23 protein-coding genes are annotated in these 24,707 nt (G+C 38.1%); 12 read left to right on the forward strand and 11 right to left on the reverse strand.

Features of this window, described 5'->3' with window-relative positions; all coding sequences use genetic code 11:
* Window positions 1-3: 3 nt before the first annotated feature.
* Together H9L19_RS03515 and H9L19_RS03520 are read right to left on the reverse strand one after the other, a co-directional pair.
* The gene (locus H9L19_RS03515) at window positions 4-897 is read right to left on the reverse strand and encodes an alpha/beta hydrolase (protein ID WP_243198213.1); all 894 of its coding nucleotides are present in this window, start codon (window positions 895-897) and stop codon (window positions 4-6) included.
* Between the two features lie 63 nt (window positions 898-960).
* The gene (locus H9L19_RS03520) at window positions 961-2,316 is read right to left on the reverse strand and encodes an amino acid permease (RefSeq protein ID WP_187529764.1); all 1,356 of its coding nucleotides are present in this window, start codon (window positions 2,314-2,316) and stop codon (window positions 961-963) included.
* 131 nt (window positions 2,317-2,447) lie between these two features.
* Between H9L19_RS03520 and H9L19_RS03525 the strand changes: the two genes are divergently transcribed.
* Window positions 2,448-3,905, forward strand: a complete 1,458-nt coding sequence (locus H9L19_RS03525) for a glutamate--cysteine ligase (RefSeq protein WP_187529765.1) — start codon at window positions 2,448-2,450, stop codon at window positions 3,903-3,905.
* A 22-nt stretch (window positions 3,906-3,927) separates the two neighbouring features.
* Complete coding sequence (locus H9L19_RS03530; protein WP_187529766.1) at window positions 3,928-4,335, forward strand: DUF6508 domain-containing protein; 408 nt, start codon at window positions 3,928-3,930, stop codon at window positions 4,333-4,335.
* Window positions 4,336-4,401: 66 nt separating this feature from the next.
* Here the strand turns inward: H9L19_RS03530 and H9L19_RS03535 are convergent, their stop codons facing one another.
* From H9L19_RS03535 to H9L19_RS03545, 3 genes are read right to left on the reverse strand one after another with little or no spacing between them, the layout of a single operon-like run.
* On the reverse strand, window positions 4,402-5,529 hold the full coding sequence (locus H9L19_RS03535; protein WP_187529767.1) for an AI-2E family transporter: 1,128 nt from the start codon (window positions 5,527-5,529) through the stop codon (window positions 4,402-4,404).
* Window positions 5,530-5,536: 7 nt separating this feature from the next.
* A complete protein-coding gene (locus H9L19_RS03540) occupies window positions 5,537-5,815 on the reverse strand; it encodes an acylphosphatase (protein WP_187529768.1) in 279 nt (92 codons plus the stop codon).
* Window positions 5,816-5,844: 29 nt separating this feature from the next.
* Entirely contained in the window at window positions 5,845-6,423 is a 579-nt protein-coding gene (locus H9L19_RS03545) for a TetR/AcrR family transcriptional regulator (protein WP_187529769.1), read from the reverse strand.
* A gap of 139 nt (window positions 6,424-6,562) precedes the next feature.
* On the opposite strand from H9L19_RS03545, the gene H9L19_RS03550 reads away from it, so the two are divergent.
* The 3 genes from H9L19_RS03550 (at window position 6,563) to guaA (ending at window position 10,663) form a co-directional block, all read left to right on the forward strand.
* A complete protein-coding gene (locus H9L19_RS03550; RefSeq protein WP_187529770.1) occupies window positions 6,563-7,420 on the forward strand; it encodes an aldo/keto reductase in 858 nt (285 codons plus the stop codon).
* 111 nt (window positions 7,421-7,531) lie between these two features.
* Window positions 7,532-8,971 (forward strand): 23S rRNA (uracil(1939)-C(5))-methyltransferase RlmD, encoded by a 1,440-nt coding sequence (gene rlmD / locus H9L19_RS03555; protein WP_187529771.1) that lies wholly within the window; start codon window positions 7,532-7,534, stop codon window positions 8,969-8,971.
* Window positions 8,972-9,109: 138 nt separating this feature from the next.
* Window positions 9,110-10,663, forward strand: a complete 1,554-nt coding sequence (gene guaA / locus H9L19_RS03560; protein ID WP_187529772.1) for a glutamine-hydrolyzing GMP synthase — start codon at window positions 9,110-9,112, stop codon at window positions 10,661-10,663.
* Window positions 10,664-10,739: 76 nt separating this feature from the next.
* On the opposite strand, the gene H9L19_RS03565 is transcribed toward guaA, so the two are convergent.
* Together H9L19_RS03565 and H9L19_RS03570 are read right to left on the reverse strand one after the other, a co-directional pair.
* Window positions 10,740-11,744, reverse strand: coding sequence for a DUF3324 domain-containing protein (locus H9L19_RS03565; RefSeq protein WP_187529773.1), 1,005 nt, complete (start codon window positions 11,742-11,744; stop codon window positions 10,740-10,742).
* A gap of 83 nt (window positions 11,745-11,827) precedes the next feature.
* Window positions 11,828-12,343 (reverse strand): hypothetical protein, encoded by a 516-nt coding sequence (locus tag H9L19_RS03570; protein WP_187529774.1) that lies wholly within the window; start codon window positions 12,341-12,343, stop codon window positions 11,828-11,830.
* A 147-nt stretch (window positions 12,344-12,490) separates the two neighbouring features.
* Here H9L19_RS03570 and H9L19_RS03575 point away from each other — a divergent pair, with 147 nt between their 5' ends.
* Both H9L19_RS03575 and H9L19_RS03580 read left to right on the forward strand, forming a co-directional pair.
* On the forward strand, window positions 12,491-15,100 hold the full coding sequence (locus H9L19_RS03575) for a hypothetical protein (RefSeq protein ID WP_187529775.1): 2,610 nt from the start codon (window positions 12,491-12,493) through the stop codon (window positions 15,098-15,100).
* Window positions 15,101-15,191: 91 nt separating this feature from the next.
* Window positions 15,192-15,371, forward strand: coding sequence for a hypothetical protein (locus H9L19_RS03580; protein WP_187529776.1), 180 nt, complete (start codon window positions 15,192-15,194; stop codon window positions 15,369-15,371).
* A 148-nt stretch (window positions 15,372-15,519) separates the two neighbouring features.
* Here H9L19_RS03580 and H9L19_RS03585 read toward each other — a convergent pair whose 3' ends face one another.
* Window positions 15,520-16,182 (reverse strand): DedA family protein, encoded by a 663-nt coding sequence (locus H9L19_RS03585; protein ID WP_243198215.1) that lies wholly within the window; start codon window positions 16,180-16,182, stop codon window positions 15,520-15,522.
* A 92-nt stretch (window positions 16,183-16,274) separates the two neighbouring features.
* Here H9L19_RS03585 and H9L19_RS03590 point away from each other — a divergent pair, with 92 nt between their 5' ends.
* A complete protein-coding gene (locus H9L19_RS03590; RefSeq protein WP_187529777.1) occupies window positions 16,275-16,946 on the forward strand; it encodes a DUF6198 family protein in 672 nt (223 codons plus the stop codon).
* A gap of 34 nt (window positions 16,947-16,980) precedes the next feature.
* On the opposite strand, the gene H9L19_RS03595 is transcribed toward H9L19_RS03590, so the two are convergent.
* The gene (locus tag H9L19_RS03595) at window positions 16,981-17,688 is read right to left on the reverse strand and encodes a ribonuclease H1 domain-containing protein (protein WP_187529778.1); all 708 of its coding nucleotides are present in this window, start codon (window positions 17,686-17,688) and stop codon (window positions 16,981-16,983) included.
* Window positions 17,689-17,767: 79 nt separating this feature from the next.
* Here H9L19_RS03595 and H9L19_RS03600 point away from each other — a divergent pair, with 79 nt between their 5' ends.
* Window positions 17,768-18,514, forward strand: a complete 747-nt coding sequence (locus tag H9L19_RS03600; RefSeq protein WP_187529779.1) for a YwaF family protein — start codon at window positions 17,768-17,770, stop codon at window positions 18,512-18,514.
* A 288-nt stretch (window positions 18,515-18,802) separates the two neighbouring features.
* Here the strand turns inward: H9L19_RS03600 and H9L19_RS03605 are convergent, their stop codons facing one another.
* Both H9L19_RS03605 and H9L19_RS03610 read right to left on the reverse strand, forming a co-directional pair.
* A complete protein-coding gene (locus tag H9L19_RS03605) occupies window positions 18,803-19,636 on the reverse strand; it encodes a Cof-type HAD-IIB family hydrolase (RefSeq protein ID WP_187529780.1) in 834 nt (277 codons plus the stop codon).
* Window positions 19,637-19,649: 13 nt separating this feature from the next.
* On the reverse strand, window positions 19,650-20,993 hold the full coding sequence (locus tag H9L19_RS03610; RefSeq protein WP_187529781.1) for a potassium transporter TrkG: 1,344 nt from the start codon (window positions 20,991-20,993) through the stop codon (window positions 19,650-19,652).
* Window positions 20,994-21,637: 644 nt separating this feature from the next.
* Between H9L19_RS03610 and rlmH the strand changes: the two genes are divergently transcribed.
* The 3 genes from rlmH to H9L19_RS03625 all read left to right on the forward strand — a co-directional run bounded on the left by rlmH (window position 21,638) and on the right by H9L19_RS03625 (window position 24,637).
* Window positions 21,638-22,117, forward strand: coding sequence for a 23S rRNA (pseudouridine(1915)-N(3))-methyltransferase RlmH (gene rlmH / locus H9L19_RS03615; RefSeq protein ID WP_187529782.1), 480 nt, complete (start codon window positions 21,638-21,640; stop codon window positions 22,115-22,117).
* 60 nt (window positions 22,118-22,177) lie between these two features.
* Window positions 22,178-22,843, forward strand: a complete 666-nt coding sequence (locus H9L19_RS03620; RefSeq protein ID WP_187529783.1) for a potassium channel family protein — start codon at window positions 22,178-22,180, stop codon at window positions 22,841-22,843.
* Between the two features lie 435 nt (window positions 22,844-23,278).
* Window positions 23,279-24,637 (forward strand): amino acid permease, encoded by a 1,359-nt coding sequence (locus tag H9L19_RS03625; RefSeq protein WP_187529784.1) that lies wholly within the window; start codon window positions 23,279-23,281, stop codon window positions 24,635-24,637.
* Window positions 24,638-24,707: the final 70 nt, after the last annotated feature.

Here is a 24,707-nt window from a genome sequence, read left to right on the forward strand (position 1 = left end):
CCTTTACATATATTTTTTTAAGAATGCCAACTTTAACTTAGTATGCGCTTCATCCATGAAATCATATATGCCATGGCTCGCATTTTGTACCAAGCATATTTCTGCTCGTGTCCCAATTTGCTCTGTTGCAGCCGCAATCATGACTTGTGTTTGCTGATATGGCACCACTTGGTCTGCTGTGCCAGCCATCCCCAAAATGGGTGGCATCTGGGGGGAGAAATAAGTCATTGGATTATATTTTTGGACTAATTCAGGCACAGTACTTGGCGCCTTACCTCCAAATAATTGTCCCTCAAATGACACATCAGTCCCTGTTTCAGCGTACTTAGGCTGAATACCACTCGCTTTAAATTGTGGCACAAACTGATCGAATTGATATGGCCCATACATTGCAATAATTGCTTTGACTTGTTCAGACGCCTCTGGTGCTATGCCAAAATCGCGCGCTTCCAGTGCATCAACTGATGCTGAAACACCAGCTAACACTGCTAAATGTGCGCCTGAAGATTCACCCATCAGTGCAATTTTATCAACATCTAAGTGATAATTGTCCCCATTGGCACGTAACCATCTTAGTGCAGCTTTAACTTCATAAATTTGAGTTGGAAATGGTGCTTGCCAGATTAATGAGTAATCAATACTGACGATTGCAAACCCAGCCTCAAGGAATCGTAAAGCTGGATTTAATTTAAATGACCGCTTAGCACCTAGCCACAAGCCGCCCCCATAAATATCAACCACGACTGGAAAACGTTCATTCTTGTCGTTTGGTAAAAAAATGTCCAAACCGTGTCGATTGCCAGTCATATAGGCTAAATCTAAATACTGAACTTGACTAACACTAATGTCTGCTGGTTGATACTGATACTGTCGATCAATAAATCGTTCTTGCATCATAAATCACCTCCTGATATTGCAAAGAAAAAGAGGTCAGAAAATTTCTGATACCTCTATTGTACGTTATTTCGGAATTTTGCGTATACTAATCATAATCATCACTAAGTACCAAACAATCGCGATAACTGTGGTCCAAAACGTTTGCCGTTGAGAAAGTAAAATAATAAAAATACCAGCCATAAAAATAAGGGTTAGATAATTTGAAACTGGGGCAAATGGCATTTTAAATCGTTTCTCACCCTGAAGGTAATCCGTTGATTGTCGAAACTTAATATGTGTGTAAACCAACATCATATACATGATGACAAACGCCGCAGACGCAACGGAGGTAATCAATTCAAACGCATCACCAGGAAAAATAAAATGAACAACGACAGTTAAGGCAATTAGAAGAGTCGACACTGTGATGGCATTAACCGGCAATTGACGCTGATTCAGTTTTGAAATCTTCTGACCAGGACTAGACAACGAAAACAACATTCGTCCAGTCGTGTAAATCGAACTATTCAATGAAGACGCTGCAGCCGTCAGAACAACGAAATTAATTATCCCCGCTGCTGCTGTAATCCCAATTCCAGAAAAGACCTGAACGAACGGTGATTGGGCAGCACTGTATGCCGTCCATGGTTGAATAGTCATAATGGCTAATAGCGCACCCACATAAAAAATTAGAATACGTATGATAATACTATTCACTGCTTTCGGAATGGTGGTCACTGGATCTTTGGTTTCAGCGGCCGTCATTCCCACAAATTCAATCCCTAAAAATGCAAAGAACACCATTTGGAATGCGGCCAATATTTTATGTCCATGATGCGCAACTAATCCATGTTGCCATAAATTACCAATTGACGTCACACCTTCAACGGTTCTCGTATGGGCAATCGCCATCATAATTCCCGTGGCAATCATCGCAACAATGGCGATAATTTTAATCATTGAAAACCAATATTCAGTTTCACCAAATGCAGAAACGGTGACTACATTAAGGCCGTATAATATCAATAAAAATCCGATTTCAAATAGCCACGAGGGGACATTGGGAAACCAAAATTTCATATAAACCCCAACAGCTGTCAGTTCGGACATGGCAATTGTTATCCAACCAATCCAATAAGTCCAACCCATCACATATCCTGCGCGCGCCCCTAAATATTTTTCAATATAGTTAATAAATGTAGGATTATTTGGATCACTCAAAATTAATTCACCAAGGGCTCGCATCATCCAAAACATGAACATGCCAACAATCATATAAATTAAAACGATTGCTGGGCCAGCCGTTGCAATCGAATGTCCCGCTCCCAAAAAGAGCCCGGTTCCAATCGTACCACCAAGTGCAATCATACTTACATGGCGAGAGGTTAAGCCACGATTCATCTGATCCGGTTCACTTGTATCAGTCTGCTTCTCAGTCATTTAATATTCTACAGCTCCTTTGCTTAGTAACATGCTATTCATTTTACCACGAATAACTCATTATATTAGTCTTTTCACAGAATGAGGTATATAATATACTTACTTTTAATCAGTCGAATAGGAGTCGTCCGATGCCTTTATCAGCATTCCCTTTGTTAGAACAATTGAAATTAACCCATCAGGAAGGACTGCTTTTTGGTGGTCACTATGGCTTAGAAATTGAAGTTCATCGTGTTAATCAATTCGGTAAAATTAGTCACGCCCCTCATCCAAATTCACTTGGTCATCGTCGTTATCACCCATACATTACAACTGACTACAGTGAATCACAATTAGAGTTAGTCACTCAACCTGCACAATCGCTCCATAACGCACGTCATCATCTACGGCAAATCCAATATGTCGTCCAAGATTCAATTCAATCAGCAGAACGTATCTGGCCACTGAGCATGCCACCTCATTATGATACAAGCGACTTAAAGTGGCTGGATTCGACTTTTGAACGTGGATGGTATCAAGCATACCGCGATTGGTTAAAAAACAAATATGGTTCAACACATGCCACCATGACTGGTGTTCATGTTAACCTCTCTTTGTCTTCTGATTTAATCGCAATTAATTTTCATGCACAGCAAACAGAAACAAACTTAGTTGAATTTCAAAATCTGTTATACTTCAATCTTGCTCAGGCGTTTGTAGCACATCGTTGGCTGCTTGTTTATTTGTTTGGGGCAAGTCCGATTAATTTCAATCCGACAACCGATTCTAGAATGACATCCGAGCACCGTCAGGTTAGGTCATTGCGTGACAGTCAATATGGATTTTCAAATGATCCTGATGTCAACATTACTTATACCAAAAACGTGGCAAACGTCTTAGCCCAAATAACGTCTGCTATCGACAATGGGACGCTTTTTTCACCTGCCGAGTTTTATGGTACAATTCGTTTTAAAGGCGATGATATCTTAACCCAAGGTGTACGTTATCTAGAATTACGCGTATTAGATACTGATCCCTTTGACCCAGTTGGTATTTCAGGAACAACTTTATCAATTATTGAACTACTAACGGCCTATTTCACCGCCCAAAATAAGTCGTACTCAGAAAATGAACTTGAAGAAGCGTTGGCGCTTAGCAATGAAATTGCATTACAACATCCTTTTGATAGATTACCAAATCTTGACGCAGCAAAAACATTAATTCAAGATTTAGCTCTTTTTGCAAAGCATTTCTCGCCACGATTTGATGATGCATTGCAAGAAATAACTAATCGAATTCAAAATCCATCACTTACACCAGCTGCGCGTTTAATTGCAAATAAAAACTATTCAACTGAGCAACTTGCCTTAGATTTAGCCAATAAAAGAGCCCAGATGTTCCATGTGGAACAAAACGCCACCTATTTCAACGAGATATTTGGTGACACGCCCCTTGCTGTAACATACATGCAAGCTATTAAAATAGGCTTGACGATTGTTAGTTATGATAGTTCACATTTAACACTACAATTCAAAGCGCATACAGAAACCATTAAAACTTCAGTTGATTTACTCAAATTATTCCCGGAAATCAACGTCAGTCACAAATGATAAACAAAACGAGGTTCACATCATGACAACAACACACCCATTTAACTTTGATTCTTGGTCAACTTATCTTCAGCAACAGGAAAGTAAACCGATTCAATGGGGGAAAGGGCATGACCATCTTGAACATCCACTCTATGATGCAAAGATATTCGACCTTATCAAAGCATTTGAACAGTCAGATTACTTCGACCAAAACTTTGCTCGAACACTCATGCAAAAAGGCTTCTCCGAACAAATTTCGGAAGCTGATATTCGAGAGATTATCAATGAGACAACTGACTTTTTCACATTACGCGCTATCACATCACTCATTATCTATAATGAGCGCCATATTGAAGGTCTCTGGGCAGCGATGATCGAAAACGGGCTCCTTAACCGATTATTAGTCAAATTAAATACACAAACACCAGATGGCTATCCAATCTGGTAACGAAATAAAACGCCTACATGGGATTGCATCCAATGTAGGCGTTTTATATATTTATTAACCAGATAATTAGTTATCTGAAACATTTTGCGCAGTCGCTTCTCTTTCGCGATAGAAAAAATCCCAAAGATAAACCACCAAGGTGCGAACAATTGCATAAGCTGGAATAACCAAAATCATCCCCAGCGCACCTGCAACATTTCCAGCTGCCAACAATAAAATAATAATTGTAAGCGGATGAATATTTAACCGACCACCAATGATTCGAGGATAAATAATATTTCCATCAATTAAATGTACAATCCCAACGACAATGATGGTCCACAAGACTTGCCAACCGCCCATTGTTAAGGCGACAAATAAAGCTGGTACAATCCCAATATATGGCCCCAAATAGGGTACGATGTTGGCAATCCCAGCAATTACACCTAACAACAATGCGTATTTTTGCCCGATCATCACATACCCAATACCAGTGGCAACACCGACATAAATCATCTCAAATACTTGTCCCATAATGTAATGTGACAACGTATCATGAATTCGCTCTGCAACTTCACCGACATCATCTTGCCGGCTTGGAAACCATTTCTTAATAAATGGCACTAATTTATGGCCATCGTTCAACATATAAAATGTCATCACTGGGACTGTCAGCGCATAAACCAAATAACCAATAATTGAACTTGCAATTTGCCCTGCACCATTAGCCATGCCATTGATGATGTGCGTACCATACTTTTGAATGCCTTCTTGAATAGTATTGGAATTGACACTAAGACCCAACGTTTTAATCCAATGCCATTTTGCTGACATTTCAACCCAATGTTTACCTTCATTAATAAATACTGGCGCCATCTTGATTAGATTACTAATTTGATCGACGACTTTTGGTAATAACGCAGCGGCCGAGGCCCCAACGAGAACTAATAAAATGAACACCATTAGCAACGATGCTGCCCAACGTGGTACATACGTCGACTTGCTCAATTTTATCTTCACAATGAGATTAACAATCGGATTCAAAATATAAAATAGCAATCCAGAAATTAAAACTGGAATAAATACAGCACCAATAAATTTAAATATCGGTTCTAGAATAAATGATAATTGTGATACGACTAACAGTAATAGTGCAATCACTAATAATTCAAGCGACCAAAACAAAATTGTTTTTTGTCTTAATTTGTCTAACATACTTACCTCATTTAATAATTGAAAATATCTGATTCATTGATGCAAGTTGCGTTTCTGTTTGCACCATATGAGAAATATTTGTAAAAGGAAATGTGCCCCTATGCATGGACGAAATGAAACGCTCGATTTGCTGATCATTGCCCTGCACAAACACCTCAACACTACCATCAGAAAGGCTCTTTACAAACCCAACTAAACGATATTCATCAGCCAATTTCTTCGTTGCCCAGCGAAAGCCAACACCTTGTACAAGGCCATCAATATTTAAAATAATTGCTCGTTGCAAGATACCACCCCTGTTCCACGTGAAACACACTAGTCGCCTTCGCGTTCAAATTCTTGACGTACAATTGGCAATAATTCAAGCCATGTAGACTCAAACAACGTTTGAAACAAGTTATCATTCCACTTATCCGAAAAAAATGGGTGATAAAAGTATGTCAATGCCATCATGATTGTCATACCCCGCTGTTGTCTGAATGAATCCCATGCCATGATTCGTTCAACAGCTTCAGCAAATTCCCAAACGCGAGGTCCAATGAGATCATTTTGTTGTTTAACCTTCAACCGATAAAAATGCATCATTTCAGGATTGGATTGAAACGCAGTCTCACGGGTCGTTAACAATAATTGCAACCAGTCATGCAAGGCAGTTTCACGCTCATCAATCGGTACCCGACTGGCTTGTGAAATAATTGGGTGGTCAATACCACTCAGCCAATCTTCTTGCATGGCATCAAATAGGGCCTCTTTATTAGGGAAATGCTTATAAAGAGCAGCATGTGAAATATTCAATTTCTTTGCAATATCTGTTAATCGCGCTTTTTCAACTCCTTTTTCAAGGAGAACATCTTGCGCTGCATCAAAAATATCACGATCGGTAATTCTTGCCATGTATATCACCCTTTATATATTATCTACCCATTATAAAGCAATCAAGAAAACTATGCGAATTAAACAATTATCGACTATAATTAAAGGTAGATTCTGATGTAAGTGTATTTACGTCAATTACTAAATATGGAGGAAAATTATGACATTCAAATCATTAACTGACACTTACGAACTAAGCAATGGTGTCAAAATTCCAATTATTGGGTTTGGAACATGGCAAACACCAAATGGTGATGTTGCCTATCAAAGTACATTAGATGCTTTAGCGGCAGGCTACCGCCATATCGACACCGCCGCAATTTATGGTAACGAAGAATCAATTGGGCAAGCCATAATTGATTCAGGCATTGATCGAAAAGAACTGTTCATTACCTCTAAATTATGGAATGATCGGCACAGCTTTGAAGGGGCTCAAGCTGCCTTAGAAGAAAGCTTAAACAAATTACAATTAGACTATCTTGATCTGTATCTCATTCATTGGCCAAATCCAGTCGATATTCGTGACAACTGGCAACTTGCTAACGCAGAAACTTGGCGTGCCATGGAACATGCTTACGAAAGTGGAAAAGTTCGAGCCATTGGTATTTCGAATTTCCAACCCCATCATTTTGAATCATTATTAGAAACTGCGAAGGTCACACCGCAAGTTAACCAACTTTTTGTTAATCCTTCAGACCTTGAAACTGACGCTGTTACCTTTAATCAACGCCATAATACACTTACCGAAGCATATTCACCTTTAGCTACTAATCGTTTGTTAAAGGTCCCAGAGCTAATTGCAATTGGTGAGAAATATGGAAAATCAGCTGCTCAGGTAACATTGCGTTGGTCGTTACAACATGGATTCTTACCATTACCAAAATCAACGCATCAGGAAAGAATTGTTCAAAATACACAATTATTTGATTTTGATTTAACGCCAGAGGATATGGCCAAGATTGATGCACTTTCAGGCGTTGCTGGATTGCATACAAATCCTGATGAAACGGATTTTTAAAAAGATAGGGAAATTAGAGCAATCTAATTTCTTTTTTATTTAAGAAACATGCTAAAATATGACTTATTAACTAATTAAAGGAGTGAGGGCACCCCTCTTTGTAGAACGAAAATGGCATATAATAAAAGACCAAATCAATTTCCAAAAAAAACACATGTTTCACGTGGAACAAAAAAAAATGACAACAATAATGTTCAAGTTAAAATCGGGGATAAATTATTAATTACAATCAAACGGTTAGGTATTAATGGTGAAGGTATTGGCTATTACAAACGTAAAATCACTTTTATCCCTGGCGCCTTACCTGGCGAGGTCGTTGATGTCAAAGTAACAAATTTCACTGAAAAATTTATTGAAGCTGAGATTCGAAAATTCAAGCAAAAATCACCAGATCGTGTGACACCTACTGATTCTCAAGAAGTTGGTGGTGTTGAATTAGCTCATCTAGCATACCCAAAACAACTCGAATTTAAACAAGATATCATTCGACAAGCTCTTGAAAAATATAAACCAAAAGGTTATGACAGTATCAATATTAAACCAACAATCGGTATGGATAACCCTACAAAGTATCGAAATAAAGCACAATTTCCAATTCGTCAAATGAAAGATGGCTCGATTTCTGTTGGTATGTATCGTCGAAATTCACATTTTTTGGTTGACTTACCAGTCGTATCAACTCAACATCCTGCAACGCTCGAGACGGTACGAACAGTGCGTAATATTCTTCAAAAATTAGCAATACCAATTTATGATGAGAAAAAAGAAACTGGTGTGATCAAAACATTAGTTGCCCGTGTGAGTGAATCGACAGGCGACGTACAACTAACACTTGTCACAAATACACCCACAATTCCCGATTTATCCCAATTGATTACCCAAATTCATGCGGAATTGCCTCACGTCGTTTCAATTCATCAAAACTTTAATCCAGGCGACACATCACTGATTTGGGGTGATAAAACAACACATCTCTGGGGTGAAGATTATATTACGGAAATGATTGATGGAAAAACGTTTAAATTGTCACCGCGTGCTTTCTTACAATTAAATCCAAAGCAAACCAAACGTTTATATGCGGAAGCTCGAATGGCATTAGACCTACATCATGCTGAAAAATTAATCGATGCCTATTCAGGTGTTGGTACAATTGGTATTTCCTTAGCAGATGCAGCTGGAGAAATCCGTGGTATGGATACCGTACCAGAAGCCATTGCCGATGCTAATCAAAACGTGATCGACAACCATGTCACAAATGCAAAATATTTTGTCGGCGCTGCTGAAGATTTAGTCCCCCAATGGGCTGCAGCTGGATGGCAAGCCGATGCACTGATTGTCGATCCCCCTCGTACAGGACTTGATGACAACTTACGCCAAACGATTTTAGCGCATGCACCTGAAAAATTTGTGTATATATCATGTAATGAATCAACTTTAGCTCGCGACCTCGTTGATTTGGTGAAAGTTTATCATGTTGACTATATTCAGCCTATTGATATGTTCCCCCAAACCGCACGTTGGGAAGGGGTCGTCAAATTTACAAAAAAATAACATCATACCGCATAACGTCATCAATTAATCACATTATTTTTACTAAATAAATACATTTCGAATGTCTTCTATAAATACTCTTTAAATATATCTATAACTCACGTATAATGAAAAACAATAATATTATGGAGGAGCTCAATGGCTGACGCAAACAACAACGAAAGCATCCTCGTCTTAGACTTTGGATCTCAATACAATCAATTGATTGCCCGACGAATTCGTGAACTAGGTGTCTATTCTGAATTGAAACCGCACACCCTATCAGTTGACGAAATCAAAGCATTAAACCCAGCCGGTTTAATCTTTTCAGGTGGTCCAAACTCAGTCTATGACACTGATGCATTCACAATTGACCCAGAAATTTATAACCTTAATATCCCGATACTTGGGGTTTGTTATGGTATGCAGTTGATGGCCCATCAACTGCCAGGTGGTAAAGTTGCCCCTTCTGATAACTCAGCCGAATATGGTGAAACAACAATGCAAGTCACTTCTGATGATGCGTTGTTATTCCAAGGGACACCCCAAGAACAAGTCGTTCTCATGTCGCATGGCGATTATGTCGAACAAGTACCTGAAGGTTTCACCGTTGTTGGGACATCAGATAATACACCGATTGCAGCGATGCAAGACGTATCACGGAATCTATACGGTATCCAATTCCACGCTGAAGTTCAACATACTGCATTTGGCCATGAAATTTTAGAAAATTTTGTCAAGAATGCCGTACATGCCAAGCAAAACTGGTCAATGGATGATTTTATTGAACAACAAATTGCTGAAATCCGCGCCACTGTCGGCGACAAGAAAGTCTTGCTTGGCCTATCTGGTGGTGTTGATTCGTCAGTCGTTGGCGTATTATTACAAAAAGCCATTGGTGATCAACTCGTTTCAATCTTTGTTGACCACGGACTACTTCGTAAAAACGAAGCCGATGAAGTCATGGCCTCACTCGGTGGTAAATTTGGTCTAAACATTATTAAAGTTGATGCGCAAGAGCGTTTCCTTAATAAGTTAGCCGGTGTTTCCGATCCAGAGCAAAAACGCAAAATTATTGGAAACGAGTTTATCCAAGTTTTCGATGAGGAAGCGACAAAACTCAAAGGGATTGACTTCCTTGCACAAGGAACCCTCTATACCGATATCATTGAATCTGGTACCGACACTGCACAGACAATCAAGTCACACCACAACGTTGGTGGCTTGCCAGAAGATATGCAATTTAGCCTCATTGAACCACTAAAGACACTCTTCAAAGATGAAGTACGTGCCCTAGGTGAAAAATTAGGTATGCCGCATAATCTGGTTTGGCGTCAGCCATTCCCTGGACCTGGATTAGGCATTCGTGTTCTTGGTGACATTACTGAAGCCAAACTTGAAATTGTACGTGAATCTGATGCCATTTTACGTGAAGAAATTGCAAACCATGGTCTTGATGGCGAAGTTTGGCAATACTTCACTGTCCTAACCGGCGTTCGATCAGTTGGGGTCATGGGTGATGGTCGTACGTACGACTACACGATTGCGATTCGAGCGATTACATCAATTGATGGTATGACTGCTGACTTTGCAAAATTACCATGGGACGTGCTGGAAGAAATTTCACGTCGAATTGTTAACGAAGTATCAGGCATTAACCGCGTTGTCTACGACATTACAGCTAAGCCACCCGCAACTGTCGAGTGGGAATAATCTCATTTTGAATACAAAAACCCCCTTAAACAAGTCGTTTAAGGGGTTTTTTTAACAACAAACAGAAATCGTTATCTTACTCGTCATCTTTTTTACGTCGTTTATACATCAACACGATTAACAAGATAAGTAAAATAATAATGATGCATACCAAACTTACAATTAATATGATCACCCAATTAATTGTAGACTTCAAGTGACGTGCCTGACTATTGGCTAGCTCAGCTGTTTTAGCACTAATCACAAAATTTTTACCAAAATGCCAAGTATAATCACCAGAGGTCGCGACCATGTCGAGATGATATTTTCCAGGCTTAAGACGTGTATTACCTGTCGAAAGCGGCAAATTGACTTCACTTTGTGGCGCAACTTCAAGTTTTTTTTGCACGTCAGTATAGACTGTCTTTTGTCGATTATTGGTTGTAATGGTTGCTTTAACCGTCATTGGTGAAATGACCCAATTGGTCGGATTTTGTAGGGTCGCCTTAATTGCCGTTTCATTTTTAATTGAAAGTCCCGCTTGAACACGATTCAATTTTAAATCTAAAGCCGGCTTTGTATGTTCTTGCGCTCGGACAACAACCGGAATCTGCATATTATAATGATTTTGAATCGTTTTCTGCTCATTATGATTGGTAGCATTAATTTTCTTGACATTAATTGCTCCCAAAACAATCCCCGCCTGATTTAATTTTGGGGATTGGACCATCACTGAGACCAATTGCGATTGCTGTGCACCAATCGATACTGTCTGTATGCCTGCATATAAACGGGATAATTGACTCGCTTGCTTCTGTGTCCCGTTTTCAGCATAAACAATCTCACCTAAGTCATTGGTTAGACTGTTAAGTAAACTCACTTCATAATCAGCAGTCTGGTTGGTTGAATTAGTAATTTTAATTGTGATTTTACCGGTTTGGCCCGGTGGTACCAATAAATCATAATGCTGTTGTGACTGCGTCTGACCGTTTTCATTTACTTGTTGAATTGAAAAACCAGCTTTGGTATCAGCCATGACAAAATTGCTCATACAAACAAGACTCAAAACAACAGTCACGAATAAGCCAATCCATTTTTTCATATGCTACTCCTTATAATAACTATTTAATACTAATAAAAAATAACAGAACTCATATCAAAAGACATAAGGCTGTTATTGATTGATTAATTAAATGAACGTGATGATGCGTCTGCTGACAAAGTCCAGTCAATGTCCATTGATACTGCATTAGCCTTATTAGCTTTAGCTTGGTCACCGGTCATCGCCATAAGCGTATTTGATGGATCAACAGACACTTCTTGTGTCTTAGCGAATGTACTAGAAGCACTATCACCTGAAAATACGGTACCAGCTGTCGCTGACAAGTTCATACCATTAACTGTTAACGTAGCCACTTGGCTATCAGTGCTACCTTGAATTTTCCATTTACCTTGAGCAACTGTGGTATCCACAAGTGTTGCTTTGTTACCAGTTGTTGGTAATTCAAGTGAAAATCCGTTGGCGTTGTATGCAATCGTACCAAAATCAAGATCGTCAACTTTGTCTAAAGTCAATGTTCCATCTTCAATTTGAAGTGTTCCCTTTGATGTTGCACTTTGGTCAGCACTAACAACTGTAACAAAAGATCCCATAACCGCAACAGCAGCTGACAGCATAGCTAAGTTTTTAACTAGTTTCATAAATAAATAACCTCTTTAAATGAATTGAAACACAATATTAACACATTAATTAGTCATAGTAAAGCAGATAAAAATATAATATAATGTCATAATTAAATAATATTTATACAAATTTAATCCCCAAATAGTTAACAATGAGGTTTATCCATGCAAATTAAAAATACCCTATCATTTTGGATTAGAATGCTGCTAATTTTAACTTCAATAAGTATTCTTGGCTTCACAATTAATGGCTACATACACGCTAAAACAATTAATACCAAAAACGGTAGTAAAACCATTGTCCGTCCAAGTGCTGAATATCCATTAGGCGCTGCAACATCAGCAACATTTTATGCTGGCGGTGAGATGGTTTTTGATCCAAATACGACCACAGATATTAAAGGTCAATTCTATGCTGGAGAATACCGGTTTGGGTTTGATTTTAACACTGAAGATTATCCTTATACCCCCAGTACAAAAATTCAAAATTTTTCAAAAGACACCACCAGCCAATTACCAGATCATTTTGACCCATCATTGATTTCTGCCAAACGTTTCTCAAATTCGTTCATTCGCGTGCTTTCAAAGCAAGATAGTATGGTTGGCACTGATAACCAACCTTTACATTATGTCATGGGTGATAACGCAGACAATAATTCTATCTCAGATACTGAGTTGTCATCAATTCTAAATCAACAACAAGACGCTATCAATAACTTCAAGCAGAAAGATTATACCATCAATAATCAATCTGCCACCCTTGGTGACATTGATTACTTCAAAAAGAATAATGTCAAAACGGCACAAGATGCAGTCAATAACGTCATTCACGTCAGTGATTATTATGCGAGTTTAACGGCAACGACCTACAATAACGATGGTGAAATTAATGGCTATCGCGAAAGCGCATTTAATAGTGCCATTAAATCAATTACGACCAACACAACTGAAATCAAAGCAACGAATGACAACTATGCTAATACGCCAGCGATTCAAATCAACGTTGATATGAATCAAACTGATAAACAAGGCATTGCAGCGATTAATATTGATGGTCATGCAAACAATCAACTCTATCAAAATGCTCAAGCGATTGTGATTAATTTATTGAATTTTGATCAAACAAAACAAAAAGTACCTTATTTCATCTTGAATTATCATAATTTTTCATCCTTTAATTTTGGCCAATCTGCTTGGTTATCCGTTAATGGTTATACAACCGAACAAGTTAAATCGGCACAAAAAGCTCCAGAGGCAAATCAATTTTTCCCAAGTACAACCTCTGGAGATGCTGATCATTCACTATTTAGTCAACGTTATGATTTATCGAATTCACAAAACACCAAATTAAAGTATCACACTGCCTCACATATTTTGCATAATTTTAGTACGCTCGCAGGTGACGATGCGGCTGAAAACACCAACTCGATCACATTAAATGCCAATTCTGGCACATCAAATGGGTATGCCTTTATTGGGACAATTTTAGCCCCCAATACAAGTGTCATTATCAAAGGAGATGCTGAGGAGAGTTTCGTTGGAAACGTCATTACGGCTGAAAATTTACTGCTTAGTTTGAACGGTCTCAATATGAATACAGATAAATCATTTGGCGCAAGCTTCAATCAAGATGGTGATTTTCCTGGTACCAGCGAAATTGAAGACACGACTGATGTACCTCAGATTACATCAATCGGCCTACCAGATAATGTCAATTTTGCACCTGAAAATACAAGCACAAATTATAGCTTTCAATATTCATTGAATAATAACGATGCCATTGACCCGCCATCAACTACGATGCATGTGTTAGATGGTCGGAAATTTTCGAATACGCTTCGAATTGAGCAACCTGCTAACTCAACTAACGTCATTTGGGCTAAAATGAACAACACAACTTGGAAGAAATATACCGTGAATGGTAAAAATCCATTAGCACCTAACAAAACTGACACAGCACAAAGTACAAGCCTCACTATCGATGACGTAACTGAAGATTTAAAAACAAACGATATAGCAACCGATTATGATGATAAAACAGTTTACGCCGGTGAAAACATTAACGGTACCTACCAAATAGACAATCAAGATCGACAATTCATTGGACAACACCTATCACACATCAATCAAATTGCATTCGTCGTCGCATCAGAATCAGACAATCTTTCAAAGATGTCTGACGCAGAAATTAAAGCTAAGTATGCGAATACGATTACCAAATACACGCTTAATGTACATGGTGATATATTAGTCAACTATCCGAAAACTTTTGATTTTGGTATCTATAAGCTTGGTTCGGGAAATAAGGATTCAAAACACCTTGCAACAGGTATGCTCTATGTCGAGAACCCATTTTATCAAAATTGGCGGTTAGACGTGACCAATAATACCTCGAAAGACCAAAGTGCTTTTAATCCCTTACTCCTTGAAAAGTCAACGGTATTCTCAATGCAACAATATGTATTAGACTCAAATACAGATGACTCTTGGACCCCCAGCAACCTAGTTAATTTAGGTTATTTAACTAATGCTGCTGAGCACGGTACCTATCTCTTAACTTTGGATACAAAGACTTCATCTGGTTTATCAAATCATTGGCAAGATGTTCAACCATCTAAAGATGATCAATTCTATAAAAGTACAATTTTACTTGATTTTAATCCAACATATTCAGATGGTTACGTAAAACGCACTGGTACATTTACTTTTGATGCCAAGTGGACATTAAACATACCTGACAGAACAACACCACTGAATAAAATAAAAATTAAATAAATGTTCCACATGAAACATTTGATACTTATATCCTACAGGTTGCTTAATCGTCTGGTATAATTAAGATATAAATAGGCAAAGGAGAAATCAGATGGCTGAGAAAAATCCGATAAAAAAAGCTGTAGTTAATGCTGATACACTAGCCCACTTGGCAAATGAGCCCTTTGAATCAGCAAAAACAACCCCAAGTATCGAAGCAAGCGTTCAAGATACCCGTGCCGTGGATGAAATTAACGCAGAATTAAAAACATTCATTAAAAAAAATAATTAACACAATTAAATGCATGGCATCAATATCTAAGTGTAGTTAGATATTGATGCCATTTTTTAATCAAAAATAAAAAAGCCTTCAAGCACAGTCAAACAACTGAAAATGATAACTCAATTTCAATGCTGTCATTTGCTAGACTTGATACGACTTATTTTTCTTCTAAAAACAAACGAATAATCTGTTCTCTAACTTTTGGTATCGCTAAACTGATTCCAAAACAAAACAATAACAACAAAATAATTGACCAATGCAACCAAGCTGGTAATTCAAACTGCCCAAATGTATACCCAATTGACAATAAGGTCACAGACCAAACGCTACTAGCAAAGGCAGCCAGTCGAATATAATCGATAAAGGCCAGTCCGAGTTGATGTGCAGTTAATGGAACTGCAGTTCGAATAAAGGGGATAAACCGACCAGCAACAATAAATAATAACCAGCGACGATGATGAAAACTATTTGAAAGTCGTTGCATCAATCGGCCATTAAGATGTCGATCAATAAATTTTATTCGTCGGCCTTGTCTTAATAACCATGCCCCAAAGAAATAATTCACCGCATCCCCAAGTAAAGATGCGATTGCAAAAACACCCATTAATATGAATAATTCAATTAAATTATGATGTAGGCCAACAATGCTACCAATCGTGACTAATAACGCATCTCCTGGAATCCAACCAATAAAAATACCACCAGTTTCAATAAAAATTAAAGCAAAAAAAATGCTAAATTCAAGCAGACCAAATCCGGATTTCACATTGATAATCTGGTTTAACCAATTTGGCAAATCAACGGCTAAGACAGTCATCATAATCACCCCACAACCCTTTATTATGCATCCCTATTTATTGTACACTGTAACAAAGAAACCTTAAATTAAGGTATAGCAGGAGAAAAAACAATATGTTTCTTATCAACGGCGTTAAACGGTCATTAAAAACGTACGAGTCAATTTCATTACTCCTCATTGGTTTATTCCTCAATGGGGTAGGGAATGGATTAGCCGTTGCAACAAACAGTGGTTCAGCTGCTTGGACAGCCGCCTCAGCAAATTTGCAAAATTTAACCCATGTGCCAAAAGGCGTCTTCTTATTTGCATTTGGTTTTGCGGCTGCCATTTTAGTCATCATTTTAACCCAGCAGTTTAATTTTTTTCATTTTGTCGGTGGTATGATTTTTTTATTTTTCTTTAGTTATTTAGTTAATTTTGCCAGTCAATTTTTTACTTTTATTCAGCCCTTACCATTCATCATTCGCATTCTAATTGATCTGCTTTCAGTTGTCATTGTAGGCATTGGAATTTCATTAACCATGCGGGTTCGACTCATTACCCATCCCTTAGATGATTTAGTTATCTATACCCGGTTTCAATTTTTCAAAGGGAATGCATTCATCTCACAGGTTATTAATTTCACCATTCCAATTATCATCTCATTACTAATTTGGCAAAAAACCGGTGAATTAGTTACCCTAAATATTGGAACCCTTGTATCATTTTTTGGCATCGGAACCGTCATTGGTTGGGCTGATCATCACATCATACCAACTTTGATTTATCGTGAAACGGTTATCTAAGCTGATATTAATCCACAGTCAAGACTAAGGTGGATTATTTGACTGTCAATCCATCCATCGCCTGATTTAAAAGTTCATCAACTAAGACATTACCGGTACTCGTTGCGTGACCTTTGACCCAAATAAACTGCAACCGCTTTGCTTGTTTAATGACCAAATCATAAACCATTTGCCACGCTGCTAAATTTGCAATCGGACCGCTTTTCTTTTTCCAGCCATTTGCCTGCCAACTATACATCCAATCAGTTGTTGTATCCAACACATATTTCGAGTCACTCACAATAACGACCTTCTCAGGCACTTTGAGCGCTTGTGTTAGGGCATTAATCAACGCAAAAATTTCCATTTCATTATTGGTTTTCCCATAATACGCGCCTGAATCTGTAAAAACCGGATTTTTCATATCATTGCCTTGAAACACCGCAATTGCCCAACCAGCTTTGTCCGTTGCTTTAACGTGACCGCCAACAACATTCCCAGTATTTCGGCTGCCGCCATCAGTAAAAATATAATATCGATCAGGCTGCCAATTAATTTTTCCATCATACGCCGTTTGATAAGTACGTGCCTCACCTCCATGTTCGGCGTTTTTCTGTTGTTTAAACCATGTTTCAGCTGCTTCCTGCGTCTCAAATCCTTTATACTTTGGTGCTGGTTTCGTTTGCGTATATGCTTTAATCTCTGACCAAGGCTGTGTATAAATACCTTCGTATTGATTACCGATAATTACATATGATTTCATCTTTTGAAACCCTTTCTTTTGTCCTTCGCATTAACTTTGCTACACTTAAAATATATATCATAATAATTGGAGTTGCGATATGCTTAACTACATTTTCACTTATTCATCCCACATGCCTGCTGGCTATGGATTTCGCCATTTTTCAAGTACCCACATTTGTATTCTAATCATTTTAGCCGGTATGATGTTTGCATTGATTCGTCAATATCAACAATACACACCAGCACAACGGCAACATTGGCGCCAATTCTTAGCGTTAACAATTCTGCTATTAGAAAGTAGTCGGGCGGTTATTCTAATCATGACCCATCAATTTACGCTAAATGAGTTACCCTTGCATCTCTGTGGCATTGGGATATTCATTATTGCTTGGGATGCTATTCACCCAAATGCATTTGCACGCGAAATATTATATAGTCTCAATTTATGGGGTGCTTTCGCCGCCCTTATTTTTCCAGATTGGCAAGTCTTACCGTTGATCAACGTTTTCCTTTGGCAAAGTTTTATTATCCACGCTTTACTAATCACGTATCCACTTGCTTTGATGGTAACTGGTGAATTTCGTCCAAATTGGCGTCGACTTTGGCAACCAACCCTATACTTAAGTGGCATCATACCAATCATTCTCATTTTCAACCAACAATGGCACACCAATTTTTGGTTTTTAAATACTGCTGCTGCACAATCGCCATTGGCACCAATTCAACACTTAACTGGCTCATTCTATTTACCAACACTCATCCTTTGTCTAATTGCGCTATGGTTCTGTTTATATTTACCATGGACTTTAAAACAAACAAAAGTCATCGAACCACTAACTGATTAGGACCGATTGCTCAATAACCAGTTTGACTATCAAACGCCCCATACACCGCGTAAGAGACCATCAATGACAATCTGCCGTATTATTATATCAAAATCAAATGCGCCTCAATAAATATGACATCTCATTCTCCCATATTTGCACTAAGAAGAGCACCAAACAATCAAAGCAATTTTTTATTTAGCGCTCATCTTGACGCCATTTGCTATGATTCAATTCAGCTGAAGCGAAATTAACTCATAACAATATCATATAAAAAAGACGTTTCATACAACGTCTTTTTTCATCTACTTAAATATCCCCATCAATAAATGGATCTGTCGCGATAGTTTCTAACACACCAGCATGATTATTATCTGCCACGGCTAATGGAAACATTTCAGTTAATCCTTCGTCCCCATTTGGCATCGCAAATGGATATTTGGCAGCTTTGAGCATTTCTAAATCATTCAACCCATCACCAAAGGCCACTAAATCATCCGCTAATGCCAAACCATAATGGTTAGCCACATACTGTATGCCAGCTGCCTTATTAATTCCAGGACCAACAATATCAACCGAACCATATCCCGAAGTCGTCACATGTGCATGCTCACCCAGCTTTGCTTGCGCTTGTTGAATGAATAACATCGTATCGTCTGCTTCAAAACCAAATGTAATTTTTAAAATTGGCTCTTCAATTTCACTTAAATCATCGATATAGGTCGTCACACCGACTAAGCGGCGAAAAACAAGATTAGTAATGGAAAAATCTTTATGTCTTTTCAACATATATTTATGATGCGCACTAACAAAAACCGCACCGCGCGTTAATTTAAAGGGCATTGATTCAATCGCATCTACTGCATCAATCACTGCAGTTGACGCTAACGTTTGCGTATGTAAGACCGTGCCATCGGCTGCAACGACCAAAGCCCCATTATTAGCCACAATGTCAATTTTACCAAGGTAGTCCGCAAAGTCTTTTTGAATCATATCAATATCACGCCCAGTCGCAACAACAAAGTGTGCTTGCTGTGTCTCTAACTGCGCTAAAATTTCTGTGAAACGGCGTCGATTAAATTTCTTATAGTCATTTAAGAATGTGCCGTCTAAATCTGTTGCAAATAATTTTGGATATGTCATCTTTCATTCCTCACTAGCCAATAATGACTTCTTCTTCTGGATATTCAAAATGTTTTGCCTGTGCACGCACATCCAAAACAGAAAACATCACGGTATACAATCCAACTCGTCCGATGAACATCACAATCATCACAATAACTTTACCAATCCATGTTAGATGTGGTGTTAACCCAAGCGACAAGCCAGCGGTTGAAAACGCTGAAACAACCTCAAATACAATATATTCAATTCCTGTACCTGCTGGCAACTTTTCAGTCAAGCTTAACGTAAATGCAGCAAGGAAAATAAAAACAATCGCAACGACTGCGAGCATCAGCGCCTTATTAACCGTTCGTTTTGAAAATTGTCGGTCACCAAAACGCACAGCTTCTTGCCCACGTAGAGATGCCCACACCTGTGAAATCAAAATACCCGCAGTGGTTGTTTTAATACCACCAGAGGTTGAACCAGGCGTTCCACCAATAAACATCAAAAAGATAAGCAACATTAGACCAGCAGTCGAAAGATTGCCCGTTGAGATCACCTCAAGTCCAGCAGTACGTGGGGTAACAGCGATAAACAGGGTATCTATAACCCGATTAATCCACGACAAATGCGCTGAAAATGTCCCTGCTAATGCTTCTGAAATCAGTAAGCCAACGAACCCAATCCCAATTAACCAACCTGACATGACAAGCGCCAAGCGTGTATGTAGCGTGACTCGTTTTTGCTTTTTAAACATTAACAGATCCCGCCAAACCAAAAAGCCCAATGATCCAGCTAAAATAAGCAGCATTGTCACAGCTAAGACATAAGGATTGGTCGCAAATTGACTAAATGGTAATTTAAAGAAAACAAACCCAGCATTCGCAAACGATGAAATGGCATGCGCAATAGCATAATAACAACCTTTGAGCCAACCAAAACGTGGCACAAAATCAATCGCTAATAAAATTGCCCCAATTCCTTGAATAATACCTGATAATGATAATACATAGCGTAAAACGGATTTGACATCCGACAAGCTTCTTAAATTTAATGCTTGTTGTGCAAGCAACCTTGACTTTAAATCTAACCGGCGTCCAGTTAATGCAAATAATAAGACTGCAAAGGTCATGAACCCCAGCGCGCCAATTTCAATCATTATCAAAATAATAATTTGCCCTGAAACGGTCCAAGTTGTTGCGGTTGACAACGTTGTTAATCCAGTAATCGTGGTTGCTGAAACAGCTGTAAAAATTGCATCTAGTAAAGAAACATGCATATGCCCCTGATGAGCAAATGGTAACGTCAATAAAATACTACCAATAAAGATAATGATCAAAAAGCCGATCGTTAACAATTGTGGTGGTGTTAATTTTTTGATTAATACATGCATAATTCGTAATCCCCTTATACAAAAATTATACCTCATTATGTTCACAACTATCTGGAGAAAATGTGGACAAGTATGTGTGTAACTTATTAAGACTGTGGATAACTTGTTGAAAAAAGGCTGACTTGTTACATGAAAATAATTCACAGGGTGGAAAAGTTGCTTGTGGATAACTTGTTGAAAATTAATTGTGCTATGCAAGTTCTTGATTCTTAGCCGATAATAATGTGCATGCCATTTTTAAAACCTGTGGATAACAAATCCATCAACCACTCAATTGTCTAATCACACAAGTCGGTTAAAAGATGTGGATAAAATCTTTGCTATACCAACATTCTTCACTGTCTAAACAAATAATCCTCATATTTTATATACTATTTCCATTGATTGTTCGTATTTTTATATTTCTTAATGTGGATAACCAACGCATCATTATTATTTGCTCGGCAAAATTCACAGATTAATTACTCATAAACACTATTAAATAGCTATTTAAAAAGTTATCCACAGGTTTTATTCACATTGTGTATAATGAGAAAAATCGATTATCATCAACCGCTAAAAACAGTGTTATAATGAGATTTATACTATTTCACATACATTTTGTACGCTTGTGGAAAACATAATCATATAAAGGATTACTAACAATGGGCATTAAAATTATTGCTGTTGGGAAATTAAAAGAAAAATTTTTAAAAGATGGCATTGCTGAGTACAGCAAACGATTGACCAAATTTACAAAGCTATCAATCATCGAAGTGCCAGATGAAAAGGCACCCGAACAGCTTTCTGAGAGTCAGATGTTACAGGTGATGCAGCGTGAAGGTGAAAAAATTCTCGCTAAAATTAAACCACGAGATTATGTCTACGTCCTTGCTATTAACGGTGATGAGAGACAGTCTGAAGAACTTGCCCATGAGCTTGATCAGTTAGCCATTCAAGGACAGTCAGACATTGTATTTGTCATTGGTGGTTCTCTGGGTACAGCGCCAGAAGTCAATCAACGTGCAGACACTTTAATCAGCTTTGGGAAATTCACCCTACCTCATCAGCTCATGCGGCTTGTATTAACTGAACAAATCTATCGCGCCTATATGATTAACGCAGGCTCACCTTATCATAAGTAATTACACCATATTGCTTTTCATGACAACTTATTCGTATCGGATACTAGAAAGAGGATATTCATGGCACAAACATTCGCAGTCATTGGCCTCGGCCGCTTTGGCAGTTCATTATTGGAGTCTTTAATAAATGACGGTCAAGAAGTCCTTGCTATCGACAATAACCAAGAAACGATTCAAGAATATATGGACATTGCAACCCATGCTGTCATTGCCGATGCCCAAGATGAAGACTCTTTAAAAGAACTTGATTTACCATCATTAGAGCACGTCATTGTTGCTATCGGGCATAACCAACAAGCATCAATTTTAGCAACAATTCTATTAAAAGACTTAGGGTGCAAACATGTCATCGCAAAAGCTGAAAACAATTTGCATGCGCGAGTCCTATCAAAAATTGGAGCAGATGAAGTTGTTCGTCCTGAACACGAAATGGCACAACAAGTTGCTAATCGACTAGTGTCACCAAACTTATTGAATTACATTACCCTTAGTGATGAATACTCGATTGGTGAAATTAAAATTTCAAATTTCGAATTTGTTAATAAAACCATTGCTGACCTCGATATTCGTTCTGAATACGGTTTAAACGTCATTGCAATCAAGGCCCATGAATCGTTCATCGTTGCACCTGAAGCTTCTTATGAAATTCACATTGGTGATGTTTTAACGGTGATTGGTACTTGCGATAATGTTCAAAAATTTGATCGTCTAGTAACAGGTAATTAATTGACATACAGAAGGTATCTCAAGTGAATAACATTGCCAGTCCCAAACACAAAAAATGTTAGCTACAATGATAACGATTTAACCATGACGGCGACATAGACTGACATTTTACTTGACGCCACCGCAAGCACTTTATATACTTAGCCTATTAAATTCATTCTGGTATTGAGATTAGTGGATAACTTTTGTAAGCCATATTCAGAGAACTTGTGGTGGTGTAAACAAGTAATGGTAAAAGTTGTTGGGCCTAATTGAACCAATTGATCTGATGCAATTAAGTTGTTTATCTATCGCATTCCGTGATAGATAAAAAATAGGGTGGAACCGCGTTGATCTAAAACGTCCCTATGTCAAATTAATTTTTGGCATAGGGACGTTTTTCTGTTGCTATGTCACTCTTGTCGCCTAGTCATGAAGATACAAGTGAGGTTTATTATGGCAGAACAAACACAAACACGTGAACTAAAGCGCGGTCTCAATGCCCGTCATGTTCAGATGATTGCCATCGGTGGTGCAATTGGAACGGGCTTATTCTTGGGATCTGGTACCGCAATTAAACAAGCCGGCCCAGCACTAATTTTAGCCTACTTCATTACTGGTATCTTTGGATATCTTATGATGCGTGCTGTTGGTGAATTATTATTATCAAATACAAAGATTCGATCATTCATAGATTTCGTTCGAATTTATCTCGGTACCAAATGGGAATTCGCAATTGGTTGGGCCTATTGGTTAGCTTGGGCAAGCTTAGCAATGGCAGATTTGACCGCCACAGGGGTTTATTTACGCTACTGGTTCCCATTTATCCCGCAATGGTTAACACCATTGATTGTGATCATTATTCTGGTTGGTTTAAATCTAACAACCGTTCGTTTATTTGGTGAATTAGAATCTTGGTTTGCTTCAATCAAAGTAATTGCCATTATTGCCCTAATCATTAGTGGGTTAATCATGATTTTTACTAATTTTCATCAAGGTATAACAACTGCTTCATTCTCAAACTTAGTCAGTCATGGTGGTTTTTTTGCTACCGGATTTAAGGGTTTTCTAATGGCCTTCCCAATGGTTATTTTTGCTTTTACAGGAATTGAGATGATCGGTTTAACTGCTGGTGAAACTGAAAATCCAAAACGTGATATTCCACGGGCCATCAATTCAGTGCCGGTTAGAATTGCCATTTTTTACGTTGGTGCAATTACAATCATTATGTCAATTTTTCCTTGGAATCAAATTAATACCAGTCAATCACCATTTGTTCAAGTATTTTCAGGATTAGGGATTCAATTTGCCGCTGCCCTTGTCAACTTTGTTGTTTTAACAGCTGCTTTATCTGCAGCTAATTCCGCAATTTTTTCGACATCACGGACCTTATATGTCTTGGCAAAAAATAATCAAGCTCCGAAATCACTTGCTCGTCTATCTAAAAACAATATTCCAATCACAGGCATGTTAGCCTCATCAGTCATTTTCCTCATTGTGGTTCTTTTAAATTATTTCTTCCCAAATCAAGCATTTACCCTAATTACGGGCGTCGCAAATACATCATTTATGTTCGTCTGGGTATTGATTATGGCTGCGCACATTAAATATAAGGCCTCTGAAAATGTCATCGAATCAGGGTTTAAAATGCCTTGGTTCCCATTGACAAGTTATGTAACAATTGGTTTTTATGTGATCGTACTCATTATTTTATTGCTTAGCCCAGCAACTACCGTTTCAGTTATTCTAACTTTTATTTTCTTTGCAGCTATGGTCGTTGGTCATATGTTAATCCGGCCTGAAGATAACGAATAATTGTGATTACCCGTGATTTCTTATTAAAGGTCACACCACTTAATTTCAATAAATTGAAAGAGTTTACTAA

The sequence above is a fragment of the Weissella diestrammenae genome (assembly GCF_014397255.1).
GTDB classification, from domain to species: domain Bacteria; phylum Bacillota; class Bacilli; order Lactobacillales; family Lactobacillaceae; genus Weissella; species Weissella diestrammenae.

Coding starts and splice junctions, on each gene's coding strand:
- rlmD (WP_187529771.1), top strand. CDS start 7,532: ATGGCATATAATAAAAGACCAAATCAATTTCCAAAAAAAACACATGTT.
- H9L19_RS03545 (WP_187529769.1), bottom strand. CDS start 6,423: ATGGCAAGAATTACCGATCGTGATATTTTTGATGCAGCGCAAGATGTT.
- H9L19_RS03600 (WP_187529779.1), top strand. CDS start 17,768: ATGCTTAACTACATTTTCACTTATTCATCCCACATGCCTGCTGGCTAT.
- H9L19_RS03610 (WP_187529781.1), bottom strand. CDS start 20,993: ATGCATGTATTAATCAAAAAATTAACACCACCACAATTGTTAACGATC.
- rlmH (WP_187529782.1), top strand. CDS start 21,638: ATGGGCATTAAAATTATTGCTGTTGGGAAATTAAAAGAAAAATTTTTA.
- H9L19_RS03520 (WP_187529764.1), bottom strand. CDS start 2,316: ATGACTGAGAAGCAGACTGATACAAGTGAACCGGATCAGATGAATCGT.
- H9L19_RS03595 (WP_187529778.1), bottom strand. CDS start 17,688: ATGAAATCATATGTAATTATCGGTAATCAATACGAAGGTATTTATACA.
- H9L19_RS03525 (WP_187529765.1), top strand. CDS start 2,448: ATGCCTTTATCAGCATTCCCTTTGTTAGAACAATTGAAATTAACCCAT.
- H9L19_RS03575 (WP_187529775.1), top strand. CDS start 12,491: ATGCAAATTAAAAATACCCTATCATTTTGGATTAGAATGCTGCTAATT.
- H9L19_RS03530 (WP_187529766.1), top strand. CDS start 3,928: ATGACAACAACACACCCATTTAACTTTGATTCTTGGTCAACTTATCTT.
- H9L19_RS03565 (WP_187529773.1), bottom strand. CDS start 11,744: ATGAAAAAATGGATTGGCTTATTCGTGACTGTTGTTTTGAGTCTTGTT.
- H9L19_RS03620 (WP_187529783.1), top strand. CDS start 22,178: ATGGCACAAACATTCGCAGTCATTGGCCTCGGCCGCTTTGGCAGTTCA.
- H9L19_RS03580 (WP_187529776.1), top strand. CDS start 15,192: ATGGCTGAGAAAAATCCGATAAAAAAAGCTGTAGTTAATGCTGATACA.
- H9L19_RS03585 (WP_243198215.1), bottom strand. CDS start 16,182: ATGATGACTGTCTTAGCCGTTGATTTGCCAAATTGGTTAAACCAGATT.
- H9L19_RS03570 (WP_187529774.1), bottom strand. CDS start 12,343: ATGAAACTAGTTAAAAACTTAGCTATGCTGTCAGCTGCTGTTGCGGTT.
- guaA (WP_187529772.1), top strand. CDS start 9,110: ATGGCTGACGCAAACAACAACGAAAGCATCCTCGTCTTAGACTTTGGA.
- H9L19_RS03625 (WP_187529784.1), top strand. CDS start 23,279: ATGGCAGAACAAACACAAACACGTGAACTAAAGCGCGGTCTCAATGCC.
- H9L19_RS03535 (WP_187529767.1), bottom strand. CDS start 5,529: ATGTTAGACAAATTAAGACAAAAAACAATTTTGTTTTGGTCGCTTGAA.
- H9L19_RS03550 (WP_187529770.1), top strand. CDS start 6,563: ATGACATTCAAATCATTAACTGACACTTACGAACTAAGCAATGGTGTC.
- H9L19_RS03590 (WP_187529777.1), top strand. CDS start 16,275: ATGTTTCTTATCAACGGCGTTAAACGGTCATTAAAAACGTACGAGTCA.
- H9L19_RS03605 (WP_187529780.1), bottom strand. CDS start 19,636: ATGACATATCCAAAATTATTTGCAACAGATTTAGACGGCACATTCTTA.
- H9L19_RS03515 (WP_243198213.1), bottom strand. CDS start 897: ATGATGCAAGAACGATTTATTGATCGACAGTATCAGTATCAACCAGCA.